General features: G+C 69.4%; 18 protein-coding genes and 1 other RNA gene. 6 read left to right on the forward strand and 13 right to left on the reverse strand.

Annotated features, from left to right (window positions below; all coding sequences use genetic code 11):
• Nucleotides 1-191 precede the first annotated feature (191 nt).
• The gene (locus tag DR046_RS08095; RefSeq protein ID WP_115381735.1) at nucleotides 192-605 is read left to right on the forward strand and encodes a BrnA antitoxin family protein; all 414 of its coding nucleotides are present in this window, start codon (nucleotides 192-194) and stop codon (nucleotides 603-605) included.
• Nucleotides 606-647: 42 nt separating this feature from the next.
• Here the strand turns inward: DR046_RS08095 and DR046_RS23240 are convergent, their stop codons facing one another.
• The 3 genes from DR046_RS23240 to carB form a co-directional block, all read right to left on the reverse strand.
• Nucleotides 648-1,040, reverse strand: coding sequence for a PIN-like domain-containing protein (locus tag DR046_RS23240; RefSeq protein ID WP_135227274.1), 393 nt, complete (start codon nucleotides 1,038-1,040; stop codon nucleotides 648-650).
• On the reverse strand, nucleotides 1,040-1,381 hold the full coding sequence (locus DR046_RS08100; RefSeq protein ID WP_115381737.1) for a hypothetical protein: 342 nt from the start codon (nucleotides 1,379-1,381) through the stop codon (nucleotides 1,040-1,042). Before DR046_RS08100 ends, DR046_RS23240 begins: the two co-directional genes overlap by 1 nt.
• Nucleotides 1,382-1,763: 382 nt before the next feature.
• Nucleotides 1,764-5,132 carry a carbamoyl-phosphate synthase large subunit gene (carB, locus tag DR046_RS08105; protein WP_115381739.1) on the reverse strand — a complete coding sequence of 1,123 codons (3,369 nt, stop codon included), beginning with the start codon at nucleotides 5,130-5,132 and terminating at the stop codon, nucleotides 1,764-1,766.
• A 246-nt stretch (nucleotides 5,133-5,378) separates the two neighbouring features.
• On the opposite strand from carB, the gene DR046_RS08110 reads away from it, so the two are divergent.
• From DR046_RS08110 to DR046_RS08130, 5 genes are all read left to right on the forward strand, one after another.
• Complete coding sequence (locus tag DR046_RS08110; RefSeq protein ID WP_115381741.1) at nucleotides 5,379-6,059, forward strand: HAD family hydrolase; 681 nt, start codon at nucleotides 5,379-5,381, stop codon at nucleotides 6,057-6,059.
• A gap of 77 nt (nucleotides 6,060-6,136) precedes the next feature.
• A complete protein-coding gene (gene aspS / locus DR046_RS08115; protein ID WP_115381743.1) occupies nucleotides 6,137-7,909 on the forward strand; it encodes an aspartate--tRNA ligase in 1,773 nt (590 codons plus the stop codon).
• Between the two features lie 271 nt (nucleotides 7,910-8,180).
• Nucleotides 8,181-9,533 (forward strand): DUF1800 domain-containing protein, encoded by a 1,353-nt coding sequence (locus DR046_RS08120; protein ID WP_115381745.1) that lies wholly within the window; start codon nucleotides 8,181-8,183, stop codon nucleotides 9,531-9,533.
• Nucleotides 9,530-10,696 carry a DUF1501 domain-containing protein gene (locus DR046_RS08125; protein WP_115381747.1) on the forward strand — a complete coding sequence of 389 codons (1,167 nt, stop codon included), beginning with the start codon at nucleotides 9,530-9,532 and terminating at the stop codon, nucleotides 10,694-10,696. Before DR046_RS08120 ends, DR046_RS08125 begins: the two co-directional genes overlap by 4 nt.
• 45 nt (nucleotides 10,697-10,741) lie before the next feature.
• Nucleotides 10,742-11,017: a hypothetical protein gene (locus DR046_RS08130; protein ID WP_115381749.1), complete on the forward strand. Its 276-nt coding sequence runs from the start codon at nucleotides 10,742-10,744 to the stop codon at nucleotides 11,015-11,017.
• 82 nt (nucleotides 11,018-11,099) lie between these two features.
• Here the strand turns inward: DR046_RS08130 and DR046_RS08135 are convergent, their stop codons facing one another.
• The 10 genes from DR046_RS08135 to DR046_RS08180 form a co-directional block, all read right to left on the reverse strand.
• Nucleotides 11,100-11,633: a GNAT family N-acetyltransferase gene (locus DR046_RS08135; protein ID WP_245190861.1), complete on the reverse strand. Its 534-nt coding sequence runs from the start codon at nucleotides 11,631-11,633 to the stop codon at nucleotides 11,100-11,102.
• An 86-nt stretch (nucleotides 11,634-11,719) separates the two neighbouring features.
• On the reverse strand, nucleotides 11,720-11,887 hold the full coding sequence (gene rpmG / locus DR046_RS08140) for a 50S ribosomal protein L33 (RefSeq protein WP_055661766.1): 168 nt from the start codon (nucleotides 11,885-11,887) through the stop codon (nucleotides 11,720-11,722).
• Nucleotides 11,888-11,977: 90 nt separating this feature from the next.
• Nucleotides 11,978-12,301 carry a PAS domain-containing protein gene (locus tag DR046_RS08145; protein ID WP_115381751.1) on the reverse strand — a complete coding sequence of 108 codons (324 nt, stop codon included), beginning with the start codon at nucleotides 12,299-12,301 and terminating at the stop codon, nucleotides 11,978-11,980.
• Between the two features lie 165 nt (nucleotides 12,302-12,466).
• An RNA gene (gene rnpB / locus DR046_RS08150) (RNase P RNA component class A) lies at nucleotides 12,467-12,847 on the reverse strand.
• Nucleotides 12,848-12,857: 10 nt separating this feature from the next.
• Nucleotides 12,858-13,544: an N-acetylmuramoyl-L-alanine amidase gene (locus DR046_RS08155; RefSeq protein ID WP_115381753.1), complete on the reverse strand. Its 687-nt coding sequence runs from the start codon at nucleotides 13,542-13,544 to the stop codon at nucleotides 12,858-12,860.
• A 5-nt stretch (nucleotides 13,545-13,549) separates the two neighbouring features.
• Nucleotides 13,550-14,371, reverse strand: a complete 822-nt coding sequence (locus DR046_RS08160; RefSeq protein WP_115381755.1) for a hypothetical protein — start codon at nucleotides 14,369-14,371, stop codon at nucleotides 13,550-13,552.
• Between the two features lie 32 nt (nucleotides 14,372-14,403).
• Entirely contained in the window at nucleotides 14,404-15,888 is a 1,485-nt protein-coding gene (gene gatA / locus DR046_RS08165; RefSeq protein ID WP_167766974.1) for an Asp-tRNA(Asn)/Glu-tRNA(Gln) amidotransferase subunit GatA, read from the reverse strand.
• Entirely contained in the window at nucleotides 15,885-16,172 is a 288-nt protein-coding gene (gene gatC, locus DR046_RS08170; protein WP_115381757.1) for an Asp-tRNA(Asn)/Glu-tRNA(Gln) amidotransferase subunit GatC, read from the reverse strand. The genes gatA and gatC overlap by 4 nt, the downstream gene beginning before the upstream one ends.
• 98 nt (nucleotides 16,173-16,270) lie before the next feature.
• Nucleotides 16,271-17,254 carry a PAS domain-containing protein gene (locus tag DR046_RS08175; RefSeq protein ID WP_115381759.1) on the reverse strand — a complete coding sequence of 328 codons (984 nt, stop codon included), beginning with the start codon at nucleotides 17,252-17,254 and terminating at the stop codon, nucleotides 16,271-16,273.
• An 85-nt stretch (nucleotides 17,255-17,339) separates the two neighbouring features.
• The gene (locus tag DR046_RS08180) at nucleotides 17,340-18,053 is read right to left on the reverse strand and encodes a DUF2306 domain-containing protein (RefSeq protein WP_115381761.1); all 714 of its coding nucleotides are present in this window, start codon (nucleotides 18,051-18,053) and stop codon (nucleotides 17,340-17,342) included.
• Nucleotides 18,054-18,097: the final 44 nt, after the last annotated feature.

Raw genomic sequence — 18,097 nt, forward strand, 5'->3', positions numbered from 1 at the left:
CGTGCAGAAGCCGGCGGGAGGCGTCCGGCGCCCCGCGGGCGCGGCGGCCGCATGACGCGTGGAAGACGCGTATCCGATCCGGGTCTGATCGCGGTCTGACGCCGGTCGGACGCCGCAGGCCCCCTTCGTTAACCCCGCGTTCACCGCTCGGGCGGAGACATGGAGGCCTTGGATCGGGACCGGGGGGCGGCATGGGCAGGCTGACGAGACGGGACGAGGCGGCGCGGGACTTCGCCGCCATCGTCGCCAATTTCGACCTGGAGATGGTCGCGGAACTGGCGAAGCAGGGCGAGGTGCCCGACGCCTGGCATGACGTCTGGCGGTCGCGCGGGTCGAAGAAGGAGAAGGTCTCGTTCTGGGTCGACGCGGAGGTGGCGCGGTTCTTCCGGGGGATGGGACCGGGCTACGGCCCGCGCATGGCCTCGGTCCTGCGCGGCTTCGTGCTGGCCCGGATGGCGGGCTTCGTGCAGGGCACCCGGTTGCCGGAGCAGATGCGCGCGCGCTGGGCGGAGAAGGAGGGCCCGCCCGAGGTCACGCTGCCGCTGGAGGCGGCAGAGGCGATGCTCGCGGTGCTGGGGAAGCTGGTGGGGGAGGAGGAGGGGTAGGGGGTGGATGGAGGTGGTGGGTTTTCACCCACCCTATGCTTGCTAGACCGGCTTGAACTTCGATCCCTTGTTCTGCGGAAGCAGGAAGAGACCGCTGGTATTTAGCCGTCGTTGCGCAATGATCTTGTCCATGTGCCACAATATCGTCGCAGCCTGCTCGTTCAAACGCTGCTTCTGGACTGATCTTGCCAGATAGATCCCCAGGACATTTGAGGAAAGCAGCGCAGTGCGTTCTGCAGGTTTTCTGCTTTGCATTCTGTCCTTTGAGATGACGACCCATTCTCCCGACAGCGCTTTGAAAAGAGTGATATCGTCTATATCCGGCCTGAATTTCTCTCGTAGTGCGTAGGCCTCGTGGCCTTCGATCTCGATGATCGGATGTACCGCTCTGGCGAGAGCGGGGGGCATATTGTGGTCAAACAGGAGTTTGACCATTACCGCCTTGCCAGGGAGGCCTCGAACCTTCTCGCGGCTCGAACGTCAGCAAGAGATATATCGTATGCCCTCGCGATATAACGCTCGTCGCCGAACACCGAAAGTTCGTCGGATATGACCGAAGTCGAGACGGCAGACCTGTCGAGGATCGACTCGCCAAAGGCTCTGTCAGGATCAAGGACAACCAGCCTGTGGTCTTTCGGCCGCCATCGCACAACCTCCCCATTTTCGTACTCTAGATCCTTCAAGGAAGAGGAGACGACTTCGCGGAAGACCATCTGGCCTGCGCGCCTGGGTGACAGACTGATCAAGCTCTCGCTGTTCTCGAGGGCTTCGATCATGATTTCTTGACCATCGGTGTAGAACGTATGCGTGACCAAAGGGTGCGGAACGCCGAAACGGTCACGCGCCAATGCTATCGCGTATCTGATAGCTTGGAGGCTTACACCTGCATCTCGGAGAACTTTTACAACGCGAAGCTCGATTAAATCCCGAAAACTGATCTCGGTGGACGACTCGAGAAACTGGTAGTGAGCATGCCAAAGGGGATCTTTCGGTCCCGCCCCTCGTGTCCAACGCAAGATCTCCTGCGGCTTGCCCCCGATGAGTGCAGCTGCGCGCTGTGGAGAGTAGATCCCCCTGCCGAGTATGGTGTTGGGCACATGAACGTTCACGGCAGAATCACCCCCTTGGGCGAAGATATGCGTGTCGATTGCAGTTCGTCTACTGCAACGACCGCACCTCGATCACCCCCTCGGCCCGCGCCTGCATCGCCAGCGCGGCCGCATGGGCACCCGCCAGAGTCGTGTAATACGGGATGCGGTCCGAGAGGGCGACGGCGCGCAGGGAGCGGGAGTCCTCGACGGCCTGGGCGCCCTCGGTGGTGTTCATCACCAGCGCGACCTCGCCGTCCTTCATGATGTCGACGATGGTGCGGCCGCCCTCGTAGGCCTTGGCGACGTGGCGGCTGTCGATGCCGTGGCGGGCGAGGAACTCGGCGGTGCCGGACGTGGCGAGGATCGAGAAGCCCATGTCGACCAGCAGGCCCGCCGTCTCGGCCAGTTGCGCGGTCTTGTCGGCGTCGCGGAGCGACAGGAAGACGTTGCCGCCGCCGTCCTTCCCGGCATCGGGCAGCACGACCCCCGCGCCCATCTGCGCCTTGAGGAAGGCACGGGCGAAGCTGCGGTCCCAGCCCATGACCTCCCCGGTGGAGCGCATCTCCGGCCCGAGCAGGGTATCGACGCCGGGGAAGCGGGCGAAGGGGAGCACCGCCTCCTTCACCGAGAACCAGGGCGTGTCCGGCGAGGCGAGGGTCATCAGGTCGCCGATGGGGACGTGGTCGGGATTGGCGTCGCCGGGATAGGGCTCCCGCAGCGGGAAGGTCGAGAGCGGTTCGCCCGCCATGAGGCGGGCGGCGATGCTGGCGATGGCCGAATCGACCGCCTTGGCGACGAAGGGCACGGTGCGCGAGGCGCGGGGGTTCACCTCGATCAGGTAGACCTCCTCGTCCTTGACGGCGAACTGCACGTTCATCAGGCCCACGACATGGAGCGCGCGGGCGAGCGCCTCGGTCTGCTCGCGGATGGTGGCGATGACGTCGCGCGACAGGGTGTGGGGCGGCAGGCAGCAGGCAGAGTCGCCGGAATGGACGCCCGCCTCCTCGATATGCTGCATGATGCCCGCGACATGGACCTGGGTCCCGTCGGAGAGCGCGTCGACATCGACCTCGATCGCGCCGGACAGGTAGCTGTCGAGCAGGACGGGGCTGTCGCCGCTGACCACGACGGCGTCGCGGATGTAGCGGTCGAGCTGGGTCGCGTCGCGCACGATCTCCATCGCGCGGCCGCCCAGCACGTAGCTCGGGCGGATGACGAGCGGGAAGCCCAGCTCGGCGCCGCGGGCGCGGGCCTCGGCGTCGCTATGGGCGATGGCGTTCTCGGGCTGCTTCAGCCCCAGCTTGCGGACGAGGGACGAGAAACGCTCGCGGTCCTCGGCGAGGTCGATGGCGTCGGGCGTGGTCCCGAGGATCGGGATGCCCGCGGCGTGCAGCGCGTTGGCGAGCTTCAGCGGCGTCTGGCCGCCGAACTGGACGATGACGCCGTGGAGCGTGCCGTTCTCCTGCTCGACGCGCAGGATCTCCATGACGTGCTCGAAGGTGAGCGGCTCGAAATAGAGGCGGTCGGAGGTGTCGTAGTCGGTCGAGACCGTCTCGGGGTTGCAGTTGACCATGATGGTCTCGTAGCCCTGCGCGCTGAGCGCGAAGCAGGCGTGGCAGCAGCAGTAGTCGAACTCGATCCCCTGGCCGATCCGGTTCGGACCGCCGCCGAGGATGACGACCTTCTTGGCACTGGTCGGCCGGGATTCGCATTCCGCCTCGCCCATGACGGGGGTCTCGTAGGTGGAATACATGTAGGGCGTCTGCGCCTCGAACTCGGCGGCGCAGGTGTCGATGCGCTTGAACTGCGCGACGACGTTCAGGTTGAGGCGCGCGCGGCGGACGTTGTCCTCGGTCCGCCCGGTCAGGGTGGCGAGGCGGGCGTCGGTGAAGCCCATCTGCTTGAGGCGGCGCAGGTCCTCCTCGATCATGGGCAGGCCGGAGCGGCGGATCGCCTGTTCCTCGTCGACGATCTCGCGGATGCGGTCGAGGAACCAGGGGTCGAAGGAGGTGACGGCGTTCAGCTCCTCGTTGGAGAAGCCGAGGCGCATGGCCTGCGCGATGACGCGCAGGCGGTCGGGCGTCTGGCGCGCGAGCTCGGCGGTGACGCCGGCGCGCTGGTCGGGGGTGCATTTCGTCGCCAGCGGGTCGAGCCCGGCGACCGAGATCTCGTCGAAGCCCGACAGGCCCGTCTCCAGCCCGGCGAGCGCCTTCTGGACGGATTCGTGGAAGCTGCGGCCGACGGCCATGACCTCGCCCACGGATTTCATCGCGGTGGTCAGCAGGGGCTCGGCGCCCGGGAACTTCTCGAAGGCGAAGCGGGGGATCTTGGTGACGACGTAGTCGATGGTCGGCTCGAACGAGGCGGGCGTGACCTTGGTGATGTCGTTGTCGAGCTCGTCCAGCGTGTAGCCCACGGCCAGCTTGGCCGCGATCTTGGCGATGGGGAAGCCGGTGGCCTTGGAGGCCAGCGCCGAGGAGCGGGAGACGCGCGGGTTCATCTCGATCACGACCATGCGGCCATCGGCGGGGTTCACGGCCCATTGCACGTTCGAGCCGCCAGTCTCGACCCCGATCTCGCGCAGCACGTTGATCGAATGCGTGCGCATCTGCTGGTATTCCTTGTCGGTCAGAGTCAGCGCAGGTGCCACGGTGATCGAGTCGCCGGTATGGACGCCCATCGGGTCCACGTTCTCGATGGCGCAGACGATGATGGCGTTGTCGGCGCGGTCGCGCACCACCTCCATCTCGAATTCCTTCCAGCCCAGAAGGCTCTCGTCGACGAGGATCTGCGCCACGGGCGAAGCTTCGAGGCCGGAGCGGCAGATCCGCTCGTAGTCGGCACGGTTGTAGGCCACGCCGCCGCCGGTGCCGCCCAGCGTGAAGGCGGGGCGGATGATGGCGGGCAGGCCGACATGCTCCAGCGCGTCCATCGCCTCGGCGAGGCCGGCGCGGATGTCGAACTTGCCGTTTTCCTTCTTCGGGGCGGCGACGATGGTGGCCTTGGGGTTCTCGATGCCGAGCCGGTCCATCGCCTCGCGGAAGAGCTTGCGGTCCTCGGCCATCTCGATGGCGGCGCGCTTCGCGCCGATCAGCTCCACCCCGAACTTCTCCAGCACGCCGAGGTCGTCGAGCGCGAGGGCGGTGTTGAGGCCGGTCTGCCCGCCCATCGTGGGCAGCAAGGCGTCGGGCCGTTCCTTCTCGATGATGCGCGCGACGATCTCGGGGGTGATCGGCTCGATATAGGTGGCGTCGGCCAGCTCCGGATCGGTCATGATCGTGGCCGGGTTGGAGTTGACGAGGACGACGCGGTAGCCTTCCTCGCGCAGGGCCTTGCAGGCCTGGGCGCCGGAATAGTCGAACTCGCAGGCCTGCCCGATGACGATGGGGCCCGCACCGATGATCATGATGGACTGGATGTCTGTCCGCTTCGGCATGGTCCTGGCCCCTCGAGAATGGCAAATTCGCCGCGTTATAGGCTGGGCACGGGCAGGCACAACCCCGCCCCGCGCCTGGCCGCGCGACGCCCGGGAACCTTGCCGGGCGCTGCGCGTTGAGGCATCGACATTAATCTAGGTTACGGCGGTTCGTTTTCCCGTTGGCGTTGCACCCTGCAACTCTAAGTTAGCAAATGCGAGGTCGTGAGACGTCGTTCGATTGCACGCAAGGGGGGGAATCCTGCAATGACCCGTACCGCAATCCTGTTCGGCGCCGTCGGAACCCTGGCCGAAACGTCGGAACTGCAGCGTCGCGCCTACAATTCCGCTTTCGCCGCCCATGACCTCGACTGGGTGTGGGAGCCGGAGAGCTACTACAACATGCCGCACGCGCCCGGCGGCCGCGACCGGATCGCGCGCTACGCCGAGGCTGCGGGCGACAGGGTCGACGCCGACGCGATCCACGAGACCAAGGAGAAGGTCTTCGCCGCCCTCGTCGACCGCGCCGGGCTGGAGCCGCGCAAGGGCGTCGTCGAGACCTTCGAGGCGGCGCGCCAGCAGGGCGTGCCGGTCGCCTTCTGCACCACGACCTCGCCGCTGCAGGTCGGGGTGATCCTCGACGGGCTGGCGCCGCATGTCACGCGGGGCGATTTCGACTGGATCGGCGACCGCACCATGGTCGAGCGCGGCAAGCCCGCGCCGGACATCTACTTTGCCGCGCTGGATGCGCTGGGGCTCGGCCCCGAGGACGTGCTGGTGATCGAGGACACCCCCGAAAGCGCCCGGTCCGCCCTGGCGGCCGGGCTGACGGTCGTCGGCTTTCCGGGCCGCGCCGCGAGCGGGCGGGCCTTTCCGGCGGACGTGCCGGTCGTCGACCGGCTGGGCGCGCATGTCGTCTCCGGCGACCTGAAGGTGGCCGCCGAGTGACTTCGCGCCGGGGTTGACTTCGCCCGACGCCCGCTGTCGAACGGCGCGGCCCTTTCGTCCGCCCCGGAGACACGCCCATGCACGCCTTCCGCACCCATACCTGCGCCGGTCTCGGCGCCTCGGATGTGGGCGAGACCGTCCGCCTGGCGGGCTGGGTCCATCGCATCCGCGACCATGGCGGCATCCTGTTCGTGGACCTGCGCGACCATTACGGGATGACGCAGCTTCTGTGCGACCCGGACAGCCCGGTCTTCCCGCAGATGGAGAAGGTGCGGTCCGAATGGTGCATCCGCATCGACGGCACCGTGAAGGCCCGCGACCCGGAACTGGTGAACCCCAAGATCCCCACGGGCGAGATCGAGGTCTTCGTCCGCGACCTGGAGGTGCTGGGCGCCGCCTCCGAACTGCCGCTGCAGGTCTTCGGCGATCAGGACTACCCCGAGGAGACGCGGCTGCGCTACCGCTTCCTCGACCTGCGGCGCGAGTCGATGCAGCGCAACATGGTGCTGCGCTCGAACGTGGTGAAGTCGATCCGGGAGCGGATGTGGGCCAAGGGCTTCAACGAGTTCCAGACGCCGATCATCACCGCCTCCTCGCCCGAGGGCGCGCGGGACTTCGTGATCCCGAGCAGGCTGCATCCCGGCAAGCTCTATGCGCTGCCGCAGGCGCCGCAGCAGTTCAAGCAGCTGCTGATGGTTTCGGGCTTCGACAAGTATTTCCAGATCGCGCCCTGCTTCCGCGACGAGGACCCGCGCGCCGACCGCTCGCCCACCGATTTCTACCAGCTCGACATGGAGATGAGCTTCGTCACCCAGCAGGACGTCTTCGCCACGATCCAGCCGGTGATCCAGGGCATCTTCGAGGAGTTCGGGGGCGGCCGTCCCGTCGATGCCGAGTGGCCGCAGATCAGCTATGCCGACGCCGCGCTGAAATACGGGACCGACAAGCCCGACCTGCGCAACCCGATCGAGATGCAGGTCGTGTCGGAGCATTTCGCCGGATCGGGCTTCGCCATCTTCGCCTCGCTGCTGGAGAAGGAGGGGACCGAGATCCGCGCCATCCCCGCGCCGACCGGCGGGTCGCGCAAGTTCTGCGACCGGATGAACAAGTTCGCGCAGGAGCAGGGGCTGCCGGGGATGGGGTACATCTTCTGGCGCGAGAGCGCCGAGGGGATGGAGGCCGCCGGCCCGCTGGCCAAGAACATCGGGCCGGAGCGGACCGAGGCGATCCGCCAGCAGCTTGGCCTCGGCGTGGGCGACGCGGCCTTCTTCCTCGGCGGCAAGCCCGCGGAGTTCGAACCCGTGGCGGGCCGCGCGCGCACCGTCATCGGCAGCGAGCTTGGCCTGACCGACGAGAACCGCTTCGCCTTCGCCTGGATCGTCGACTTCCCGATGTACGAGACCGACGACGAGGGGAAGATCGACTTCAGCCACAACCCCTTCTCGATGCCGCAAGGGGGCATGGAGGCGCTGGAGGGCGATCCGCTGAAGGTGCTGGGCTTCCAGTACGACCTCGCCTGCAACGGCTATGAACTCGTCTCGGGCGCGATCCGGAACCACAAGCCCGAGATCATGTTCCGCGCCTTCGAACTGGCGGGCTATGGCGAGGAAGAGGTGCGCAAGCGCTTCGGCGGCATGGTCAAGGCGTTCCAGTACGGCGCGCCCCCGCATGGCGGCTGCGCTGCGGGGATCGACCGGATCGTGATGCTGCTGGCCGACGAGGCGAATATCCGTGAGGTCATGCTGTTCCCGATGAACCAGCGCGCCGAGGACCTGATGATGGGCGCCCCCTCCGAGCCGATGCCGGGGCAGCTGATGGAGCTGGGGTTGCGGCTGGTCCCGAAGGACTGAGGTGAACTTTCGGGCCCGGGTTTGCGTTTGAGGATACCTGCAAACGAACCCGGAGGCCGTCATGCGCAAGCTCATCAAGTACTTCGCGATCTGGAAACTGTTCAAGCGGTTCCGCCGCTCCTGAACCACCCCAGACGGGCCGGGCCATCGCGTCCGGCCCGTCCTTTTTCCGGGCTGCGCGTTTTCCGCTCATCCCGTGCCCAGGCCCTTTGAGCCGGGCGGAGGAGCCCTTATCTGTGGCGCCGTGAGATTGCCGCCGAGGCCCCCTCCCATGCGCCTGACCCCGACCCTTGCCGCCGTGCGTTTCGGCACCGGACTGTCGCCCCGGATCGCGCCCCCGCGCGACGGGGCGGAGGTTCTGGACCGTCTTCTCGGGCCCGACACGGTTGCCGCCGAGATCCCGCTGGAGGGCTGGGAAGTCACCGTCGCGCGCAGCATCGCCTGGGGGCCGCTGCGGCGGAAGCGCAACGAGGGCGAGGCGCAGTTGCAGGCCTTCCGGGCGCATTACGGCGAGATGCGGGACGTGTTCCACGCAACGCTCGCCGCCGTGCTGGCGCGGGCCGCGACGACCGAAGATGGTTTTCGCGAGCGGCTGCACTGGTTCTGGGCCGACCACTTCACCGTGCCGGACGGGGGCGGGTTCCGGCGGCTCTCGGTCTCGGGCTACCACGAGGACGCGATCCGGCCGCATGTCGCGGGCCGCTTCGCCGACCTGCTTCGCGCGGCGGTGACGCATCCGGCGATGGTCGACTATCTCGACCAGCGCTATTCGGTCGGGCCCAATTCGCGGCGTGGCCAGAAGGGGGCGGGCCTGAACGAGAACCTCGCGCGGGAGGTGCTGGAGCTGCACACGCTGGGCGCGGGCGGACCTTACACGCAGGCCGACGTGACCGAGCTGGCGGAGCTGCTCACGGGGCTGTCGATCTCGAAGGAGGGGGCGGAGCATTTCCGCAACGCCTTCGCCGAGCCCGGTTCCGAGATCGTGCTGGGCCGCAGCTATGGCGGCGCGAAGGCCGACCCGGGGGCGATCGACACCGTGCTCGGCGACCTCGCAGTGCATCCCTCGACCGCCCGCCATGTCAGCGGCAAGCTCGCCCGGCATTTCGTGGCCGACGAGGCGCCCGCCGACCTTGTGGAGGCCATGACCGCGCGCTGGATCGCCAGCGACGGCGATCTGGCCGAGGTCTATGCCGTGCTGCTGGACCATCCCGCCTCGGCCGCGCCGGAGCTGCGCAAGGTGCGGCGCCCGCTGGAGTTCATCGCCGCCGCGACGCGGGCGCTCGACGCGGGGCCGGTGCTGCTGGGGCTGAAGCGGGGACAGGTGCAGTCCGCCATCGCGCTCCCGCTGGAGTTGATGGGCCAGCGCTGGCAGATGGCGCCCGGCCCCGACGGCTGGCCCGAGGAGGCCGAGGCCTGGATCACGCCGCAGGCGCTGGCCGCGCGGATCGACTGGGCGATGCGCATCCCGCGCGAGCTGCCGGCGCTGCCGGACCCGCGCGGCTTCGTCGACACGGCCCTCGGGCCGCTCGCCTCGGAGCGGACGCGCTTCGCCGCCCGGGCCGCCGAGAGCCGGGCGGACGGGATCGGCCTGATCCTCTCGGCGCCGGAATTCCACAGGAGATGACCATGCTCGATCGGCGCCGTTTCCTCCAGACCGCGGCCTGTTCGCTGGCCGCCTCGCCGCTGGTGACCCCGATGGCCTTCGCGGCCCTGCCGTCGGACCACCGGCTGGTGGTCGTCATCCTGCGTGGCGGCATGGACGGGCTGGACGTGCTGCAGCCCTATGGCGACCCGGGGCTGGCCCTGCTGCGCCCGGACTTTGCCATCGGCCCTGCGGCCGGGGCGCATGACCTGACCGGCTTCCACGCGCTCCATCCGGAGCTTGCGGACCTGCTGCCGCTCTGGCGGGCGGGAGAGCTGGGCTTCGCCCAGGCCGTCAGCACGCCCTATCGCGACGGGCGCAGCCATTTCGACGGGCAGGACATCCTCGAGGCCGGGACGGCGGGCGAGGTTCCGTCGCTGTCGCGTCGCGACGGCTGGCTCAACCGCCTGCTGGGCGTGTTGCCGGGCGCCGAGGGGCGCACGGCCTTCGCCATCGGGCGCGAGGACATGCTGCTGCTGCGCGGGGACGCGGCCCATTCTTCCTGGGCGCCCGACGCGCGGCTGGAGCTGGAGGCGGCGACGCGCGACCTTCTTCTGCACGTCTACCACGACGACCCGCTGTTCCGGGACCGCGCGGCCGAGGCGCTGCTGCTCTCGGCCAAGGGGCCCGAGGCCAAGCCCGGAGAGGGCGACAGCGTCGAGGCGCTGTTCGGCTTCGCGGCCGAGCAGCTGTCGGGCGACTCGCGTATCGCGGCGCTGTCGATCTCGGGCTGGGACACGCATCGCGGGCAGCCGCGGCAGATCCTGCGCGCGCTCCGCCGGCTGTCGAACGGCATCCTGACGCTGCGCGACGGGCTCGGGCCGGCCTGGTCCCGGACCACGGTGCTGGCGATGACCGAGTTCGGCCGCACGGCGGCGCAGAACGGATCGTACGGGACCGATCACGGGACCGGCGGCACGTTGATCGCCGCCGGGGGCGCCATCGCGGGCGGACAGGTCTGGGGGCAGTGGCCGGGGCTGGCCGAATCGGCGCTGCTGGACCGCCGTGATCTGATGCCCCTGCGCGACGTGCGCGCCTATGCGGCCTGGGCGCTGCACGGGCTCTATGGGGTCGACAGGCGCCTGCTCTCGACGCTCGTCTTCCCGGGGCTGGAGATGGGGTCGGATCCGGGGCTGCTGGCCTGACGGCATCCCTTGCCGAGGGTTGAATGTTCATGCTCTGTTCCGGGCATGAGCTACAAGCGCCCGCATCGCCATCTCGTCGTCGACCGCCAGTTCCCGATCCGCCTGACCATCGACGTCAAGCCGGAGCAGCGGCAGCTGGTGCAGCGCGCCTTGGCCCGCACGGTGGGTGAGGGGAATTACGGCGTCACGCCCGCCACGCTCTGGAGCGGGACACGGGCGCATCACCTGCATCTCTACTCGGTCTATGACGCGCTGATCTTCCTCGCCGCCTGTCCGCAGGCGCGTCTCGTCTGGGAGAGCTACGAGGGCCACACGCGGTGAAGCGCCGGGCGGTTCGAGTCGGGACGTCTCAGAAAGGTCCTGAGTGGGCGCGGCCCGGCAGTGTCCTTTCGGGGCGACATCATCATCCGGCGCGGCAGGCCGTGTCAGGCGAGGTCCAGCCGCATGGCGATCGAAGGGAAGGTGATGCCGGGGGCGAGCGGCACATCGACGGGCCCGAGGCTGCGAAAGCCGAGCGTGGCGTAGAACGGCTCCGCCGTGCGCGTCGAGCCGTGCGCGTCGAGAAGCAGTCGAGGGCGCGCATCCCCGCCGCCCGGGCCTCGGCCAGGCAGTGCTCCATCAGGCGCCGGGCATGGCCGCGGCGCAGGTGGTCGGGATGGGCGGCGACGTGGCGCACATGACCGAGGCCGGGCTCGGTGCCGCCGGTCGGGCGGGCCCGCGTCCAGCCGCCGCAGGCCACCAGCGTCTCGCCCTCGAAGGCGAGGTGATAGGTGCCCGAGGCCAGCAGTTCCGGCCGCGCGCGGCAGATGCGGGGCAGGGCCGTCACCAGGACCGAAGGCGGGTAGTCCGCCGCCAGCAGCCGCGGGTAGGACGCGGCCAGCAGCATGTCGACCGAGGGCAGGTCTGCGGGGGTGGCGGGGCGGAGGGAGAGGAGCATCGGAACGCCTGAGGGACGAAACGCAAAGGGCCGCGCCCGGTCTCCCGGCGCGGCCCTGTCTGGTGGCGATCTGCGTAAGCGATGGCTTACTTAATCTTGCCTTCCTTGTATTCGACATGCTTGCGCGCGACGGGATCGAACTTCCGGACCACCATCTTCTCGGTCATGGTCCGGGCGTTCTTCTTCGTCACGTAGAAATGGCCGGTCCCGGCGGAGGAATTGAGCCGGATCTTGATCGTGGTGGGCTTCGCCATCGGGTGTCTCCTGCGTCGGACGAGCGTCGGCCGGAGCGGCGCGGCCCCGGAGAAATCAGAATTGGCCTTCTATCCGCTGGGTGGGGGCTGTCAAGCGCCGTCGCGGGCGTTCCAGTCGAAGGTCATCAGCACGGCGCCGCCGGCCTGTCCGGGGGCGAAGGTGACATGGGCCGGCTGCGTCGCGCCCTGGACATAGGCCATGTCGACATCGGCCCCTTCGGCCCGCCCGCGCAGGGCGGCGACGAAGGCCCGTTCTACTGCGGGACGGTCGGCCGGGTGCCAGAGGCTCGCGAAGCAGAGACCGCGCAGATCCTCGGGGGCGTCGAAGCCGAGATCGCGGCTGAGGCGGGAGCTGAAGGTCGCGATCAGCCCGTCGCGATCGACCAGCCCGATCCGCGCCTTGCTGCGCGCCACCGCGCTGATCGCCCCTTCGGGCAGTGGCGCGGTACGGCCAGCCGGCCGCGTCGCCCCATCATGTAGTTGCGTCATCCGCTTCACCCCCAATTCAAGTGAATTATTGGGTAAACCGACAAAACAAGTGTTAAGTTCCGGCTGCTCCCGGATCGGCGCGATATGGCCGAGCGCGGGGGGCCTGTAAGCCGGATTCTGTTCGGCGGACATGTCCGCCGCGACGGCCATTCATCTGGACCCCGAATCGCTTCGGGGCCTCGAGCTGCCAACCCGGACCGCTGGGGCGGAGACCCCCTGCGCCCCGAAGGACGCGCGCGATCCCTATTCGGCATTGCTCCCGGTGGGGCTTGCCATGCGGGCTGCGTCGCCGCCGCCCCGGTGGGCTCTTACCCCACCGTTTCACCCTGACCCCGACGCATCGGGGCGGTCTGTTTTCTGTGGCGCTTTCCGTCAGGGGTCGCCCCCTGCCCGGGCGTTACCCGGCACCGTCTCTCCATGGAGTCCGGACTTTCCTCGAAGGTTGCCCCCCGCGGCCGTCCAGCCCCCCGCGCCGGGCGGGCTAGGCCGTCGCGAGCGGCTGGTCAACGGGAAAGCGCCGCGCCATGTCGGCGGCAATGGCGCAGTCCCGTCCCTCGAGGGGCCCCTCGGACCCGGGGCGGAAGCGCAGCCGCAGCGCATGGACCAGCGTGTCGAGCGGTGCTTCGGCGGTCCAGCCGGCGGTGCGGAGGTCGCGCAGGAAGGCGTCCGGGTCGGCGGCGCGGGTCCCCTCGGCGGGCCAGACGGACAGTCCCCGCAGGGCGAGGCGGCGCCAGTCGAAGCGGGGGCCCGGGTCGATCTTGCGCCCGGGGGCGCAGTCGGAATGGCCGATGACGCGGGACGGCGGGATCGCGTGGCGGGCCATGAGGTCGCGCAGCAGGGCCTCCAGCCGGTCCATCTGTGCTGCCGGGAAGGGGGAGGCGCCGTCGTTCGACAGCTCGATCCCGAGCGAGCGGGAATTGACGTCGTCGGAGGCGCCCCAGCGCCCCGCGCCCGCATGCCAGGCGCGGCGGTCGTCGGGGACGAGCTGAACGGCGGAGCCGTCCTCGCCCAGAACGTAGTGGCAGGAGACCTGCGTCTCCGGGTCGCAGAGCCGCTTGATGGCGGGGCCCGGCCCGCCCTGCATCGCGGTGTAGTGCAGCACGATCAGGTCGGGACGGTCATGTCCGGCACGCCGCGGCCCCTGGTTCGGGGAGGCCTGCTGGCGCATCGGGGTCAGTTCCGGACGAGGTTGCGGAAGGCCGCCGGGTCCCAGGCGCAGGCGTTGCCGTCGCCATCGGGGTCGAGCCCGAGACGGTCCCGCTCCGGTCCGCCGGCGCTCAGGAATTCCTCCTGCGCGACGTCGGGGGTGCGGTAGTTGGCGCAACGGCGGTTCGCCGCCCGCTCGCTGGCGGTCAGGCTGCGGCGGAAGCTGCCCGAGGCGCCGACCGGGCGGGCCTGGTTCAGCGCGTAGGAGACGATGTTCGGACCGACCTCGCCGGGGCGTTCCAGCTCGCGCGGCTGGATCATCTCGAATTGCTGGCGGGCGGCGTTGACGCGCGCCGCGTCGGCCTCGATCGAGCGCTGGCTGGCGACGGCGGCGAAGTCCTGTTCCCGGCTGATGCCAGGGTTGTTGCGGTCGAGCTCGATCGGGTTCGGAGCGGGCGAGGCTTGCGGGAAGGGCGCGGGCCCGGGGATCTGTGCCGGCAACGGCGCGGTGGCGAAGTCCTGCGGCGTGTCCGTGAAGGGGCCGGAGACCGGCGGCTGCGGCGCGGGCACGCCGAGCGCGGCGCGGGTGTCGGCGGCCAGCCGCTCCGCCTCGGTCTGCGGCGCGACGGGGCCGCCCGCGACGACGACGGGGCCGGGCGGCGCCTCGGGCGGGCGGATCGTCTGGGACGGGGTCGGGCTGCCGCCGCGCAGCGCGGAATCCCGCTGGGCGATCTGGGCCGGCGTCTCGAAGCCGGGGCCGCGGGTCACGGCGCTATCGGGCACCGGCGGATCGCAGGCCGCGAGGAGCGTCAGGGCCGCGAGGGCCAGAAGGGGATGGGTCGCGCGCATCTATACCTCTGGATCGGCTGGTCGATCCGTCCTTACCACCATTTCTCGGGACGTGCCACGAAGCCCGCCCGCTCCTCGAGAGATTGTGCGACATTCATCAGGGCGCCCTCTTCCCAGGGCTTGCCGATCAGTTGCAGCCCCATCGGCAAGCCGCGCCGGTCCTGGCCCGTTGGCACCGCGATGCCGGGCAGCCCGGCGAGGTTCACGGTCACGGTGAAGACGTCGTTGAGATACATCTGGATCGGGTCGGCATCCTGCATTGCGCCGAGCTCGAACGCGCTGGACGGCGTGGCCGGGGTCAGGATCGCGTCGATGCCGTCGGCGAAGACGTCCTCGAAGTCCTTCTTGATGAGGGTGCGGACCTTGCGGGCGCGGTTGTAGTAGGCGTCGTAGAAGCCCGCCGACAGGACGTAGGTCCCGACCATGACGCGGCGCTGGACCTCCGGTCCGAAGCCCTCGGCGCGGGTCTTCTCGTACATCTCGGTGATGCCGTCGCCCTGGCTCAGCTTCGCGCGATGGCCGAAGCGGACGCCGTCATAGCGCGCGAGGTTGGACGACGCCTCTGCCGGGGCGATGACGTAGTAGGTCGGCAGCGCGTATTTCGTGTGGGGCAGCGAGATGTGGCGGATCTCGGCGCCCGCGTCGCGCAGCATGTCGATGCCCTGTTGCCAGAGCGTATCGATCTCCTCCGGCATGCCGTCCATGCGGTATTCCTTCGGAATGCCGATGACCTGGCCGCGCACGTCGCCGGTCAGCATCGCCTCGAAATCCGGCACGGGCAGGTCGGCGGAGGTCGAATCCTTGGGGTCGTGGCCCGACATCGCCTTGAGGAAGATCGCCGCGTCGCGCACCGAGCGCGTCATCGGCCCGGCCTGGTCGAGCGACGAGGCGAAGGCGACCACCCCCCAGCGCGAGCAGCGGCCATAGGTCGGCTTGATCCCGGTGATGCCGGTGAAGGCAGCGGGCTGGCGGATCGAGCCGCCGGTATCGGTGCCCAGCGCGCCGAGGCACAGATGCGCCGAGACGGCGGCGGCGGAGCCGCCCGAGGATCCGCCGGGCGTGAGGTTCGCATCGGAATTGCCTGCGCGCCACGGGTTCACCACGTCGCCATAGGTCGAGGTCTCGTTCGAGGACCCCATGGCGAACTCGTCCATGTTGAGCTTGCCCAGCATGACGGCGCCCGACCGGAACAGCTTGTCGGTGATCGTGCTCTCGTATTCGGGCCTGAAGCCTTCGAGGATGCGCGAGCCGGCCTGCGACGCCACGCCGCGCGTGCAGAACAGGTCCTTCACCCCGATCGGGATGCCGCACATGTCGGGCTGGTCGCCCCGGCGGATGCGTTCGTCGGCCGCCCTGGCCTGCTCGCGCGCGATCTCGGACGTGTGGTGGACGAAGGCGTTGAGCGCGCCAGCGCCCTCCACGGCCTCCAGATGCGCTTCGGTCAGGGCGAGCGCGGTCGTCTCGCCTGCGCGCAGCAGGTCGCGGGCCTCGGCGATGGTCAGGTCGGTCAGGCTCATTCGACCACCTTCGGGACGGCGAAGAAGCCCTCGCGCGCCTCGGGCGCGTTGGCCAGCACCGCCTTCGCCTGGTTGCCGTCGATCACGACGTCCTCGCGGCGCTTCAGCCGCATCGGCGTGACCGAGACCATCGGCTCGACCCCCTCGACATCGACTTCCTGCAACTGCTCGATGAAGCCGAGGATGGCGTTGAACTCTCCGGCGAGGGCCGGAAGCCGGTCCTCGGGGACGGCGATGCGCGCCAGCTTGGCGACGCGGCGCGCGGTCTCGGTGTCGATCGACATGGGGCCTCCGGGCGGGGTCGGGTGGCGGGACGTTCGAGGCGGTCTAGCGGGGCCGTGCGACGGGTTCAATACAGGCCCGCGCGCCCGTTGTCCGGCGATCAGGCCGGCAGCGTCAGTACCGCGGTCAGCCCTTCGGGCGCCCAGTCGTAGGTGATATTGCCCCTGGCGTTGCGCAGCACCGACTGCACGATCTTCGACCCGCCCTCGCGCGTGGGGGGCGTGACCTCGGGGCCGCCCCGTTCCTGCCAGGTCAGGCGCAGCTCGCCGTCGCTCCGCTCCCAGGACAGGTCGATGTGACCGGCGTTGTCGCTGAAGGCGCCGTATTTCACCGCGTTCGTCGCCAGCTCGTGCAGCGACAGGGTCAGCGGCGTGATCTGCGCAGGCGGCAGCCGCAGGCTCGCCCCCGAGAGCCGGTATTGCCGCTCGCCCAGGGGCGCATAGGCGTTCATGATGACCGCGACCGTATCCGAGACCGTGGTCGCGTCGGGGTCCTCGAAGGTCCTCAGATGGGCCGCGCCCAGAAGCTGCAGCCGGTCGGAGACGATCTTGGCGAAGCTCTCGACATCGGTCACTTCGCGCGCGGTCATCCGCACGGTGATGGCCATGACGTTGATGATGTTGCGCAGGCGGTGGGTGCGTTCCTGCATCTCCAGCGCGATCGCCTCGCGCTCGGCGGCGCGCTTGTCGGTGACGTCGAGCTGCGACCCGAAATGCAGCACCCGCTGGCCCTCGGCGTCGATGATCGGCCCGATCTGCAGGGCGTTGTCGAAGCGCGTTCCGTCCTTGCGGTAGTTGACGATCTCGACCGTGGTGACCCGGTCGCCCTTGATGCTCTCGCGCAGGGCCTGAAGGCTTTCGGGCGTCGTCCCGGGGCCCTGCAGGAAGCGGCAGTTCCGGCCCATCACGTCCTGCGCCTCGTAGCCCGTAAGCTCCAGGAAGGCCGGGTTGACGTAGACGATCGGGTCGTCGGGCATGTTCGGGTTGGTGACGCAGAGCGGCAGCCGCACCTGTTCCAGCATCTGCAGGACGCTGTCGCTGAGCGGGCCGAAGGTGCGCTCGTCGAGCGTGGCGGAATCGGGCATGGTGGCGGTAATCCTCGGCGATCCCGGTGCGGCGGGATCCATCTTGCGGCATGTCGTGGTCCGACAGTTGAGGGCGGGGGTCAAGTTAACCTTTCTGAAGCGACCGGGTCCCCTCCCTCGGCGGGGGCGGTCGGATGGCCCCTTGCGGCGGGGCGGCAGGACCCGGGCGGCGGCGCAGGTAGATCTCCAGCAGGATCAGGTGCGGCAGGAAGAAGCCGACGAACATCGCCTGGTCGAAAGGCCCGTCGAAAGAGGGGGTTGAGCCCGCGCCCCCCGACGCCGCATGCCACAGCCCGTATTGCACCCGGTAGAGCCAGGATCCGATCGCCAGCCATGTCAGCCGCAGGCCCCAGCGGCGGTGACGCGCGATGTCCCGGCCGGCATGACGTAGCGTCATGATCGCCGCTCCGGCCAGCAGCACCCCGTAGAGCGCGAAGCCCGCGCTCATCCCCGCGCCGCCGATGGTGCCCTGCCGGGCGATGTAGGTCAGGCCCCCGGCGGCGGTGAGCAGCGCGCCGAAGACCACGATCCGCCCCGAGACGCGGTGCACCCGAGGCCAGCGGTCGCGGATTGCGGCGACCGGCTGCAGCAGCGCCAGCAGCGTGACGGCGGCCCCGGCGATCATGTGGACGAAGAGCGCGCGGCTCGCGGCGCCGTCCTCCGGGTGCAGGAAGCGGGTCGGCTCGGCCTGCGCCATGTCCAGCCCGTCGATCCCCTGCAGGGCCGAGACCAGCGCGAAGGGCAGCGCCGTCAGCAGCGCGAAGCCGATCAGCAGCGTCAGCGGGCGCGGCATCGTCATGGGGCGGGCTCCTGTCCCGGGCGGAAGACGGAGCGATTCTAGCG

The sequence above is a fragment of the Jannaschia formosa genome (assembly GCF_003340555.1).
GTDB classification, from domain to species: Bacteria; Pseudomonadota; Alphaproteobacteria; order Rhodobacterales; family Rhodobacteraceae; genus Jannaschia; species Jannaschia formosa.

Bases quoted from the DNA above. Each gene is read 5' to 3' on its own strand.
- DR046_RS08095 (WP_115381735.1), top strand. From the start codon at position 192: ATGGGCAGGCTGACGAGACGGGACGAGGCGGCGCGGGACTTCGCCGCC.
- DR046_RS23240 (WP_135227274.1), bottom strand. From the start codon at position 1,040: ATGGTCAAACTCCTGTTTGACCACAATATGCCCCCCGCTCTCGCCAGA.
- DR046_RS08100 (WP_115381737.1), bottom strand. From the start codon at position 1,381: ATGATCGAAGCCCTCGAGAACAGCGAGAGCTTGATCAGTCTGTCACCC.
- carB (WP_115381739.1), bottom strand. From the start codon at position 5,132: ATGCCGAAGCGGACAGACATCCAGTCCATCATGATCATCGGTGCGGGC.
- DR046_RS08110 (WP_115381741.1), top strand. From the start codon at position 5,379: ATGACCCGTACCGCAATCCTGTTCGGCGCCGTCGGAACCCTGGCCGAA.
- aspS (WP_115381743.1), top strand. From the start codon at position 6,137: ATGCACGCCTTCCGCACCCATACCTGCGCCGGTCTCGGCGCCTCGGAT.
- DR046_RS08120 (WP_115381745.1), top strand. From the start codon at position 8,181: ATGCGCCTGACCCCGACCCTTGCCGCCGTGCGTTTCGGCACCGGACTG.
- DR046_RS08125 (WP_115381747.1), top strand. From the start codon at position 9,530: ATGACCATGCTCGATCGGCGCCGTTTCCTCCAGACCGCGGCCTGTTCG.
- DR046_RS08130 (WP_115381749.1), top strand. From the start codon at position 10,742: ATGAGCTACAAGCGCCCGCATCGCCATCTCGTCGTCGACCGCCAGTTC.
- DR046_RS08135 (WP_245190861.1), bottom strand. From the start codon at position 11,633: ATGCTCCTCTCCCTCCGCCCCGCCACCCCCGCAGACCTGCCCTCGGTC.
- rpmG (WP_055661766.1), bottom strand. From the start codon at position 11,887: ATGGCGAAGCCCACCACGATCAAGATCCGGCTCAATTCCTCCGCCGGG.
- DR046_RS08155 (WP_115381753.1), bottom strand. From the start codon at position 13,544: ATGCGCCAGCAGGCCTCCCCGAACCAGGGGCCGCGGCGTGCCGGACAT.
- DR046_RS08160 (WP_115381755.1), bottom strand. From the start codon at position 14,371: ATGCGCGCGACCCATCCCCTTCTGGCCCTCGCGGCCCTGACGCTCCTC.
- gatA (WP_167766974.1), bottom strand. From the start codon at position 15,888: ATGAGCCTGACCGACCTGACCATCGCCGAGGCCCGCGACCTGCTGCGC.
- gatC (WP_115381757.1), bottom strand. From the start codon at position 16,172: ATGTCGATCGACACCGAGACCGCGCGCCGCGTCGCCAAGCTGGCGCGC.
- DR046_RS08175 (WP_115381759.1), bottom strand. From the start codon at position 17,254: ATGCCCGATTCCGCCACGCTCGACGAGCGCACCTTCGGCCCGCTCAGC.
- DR046_RS08180 (WP_115381761.1), bottom strand. From the start codon at position 18,053: ATGACGATGCCGCGCCCGCTGACGCTGCTGATCGGCTTCGCGCTGCTG.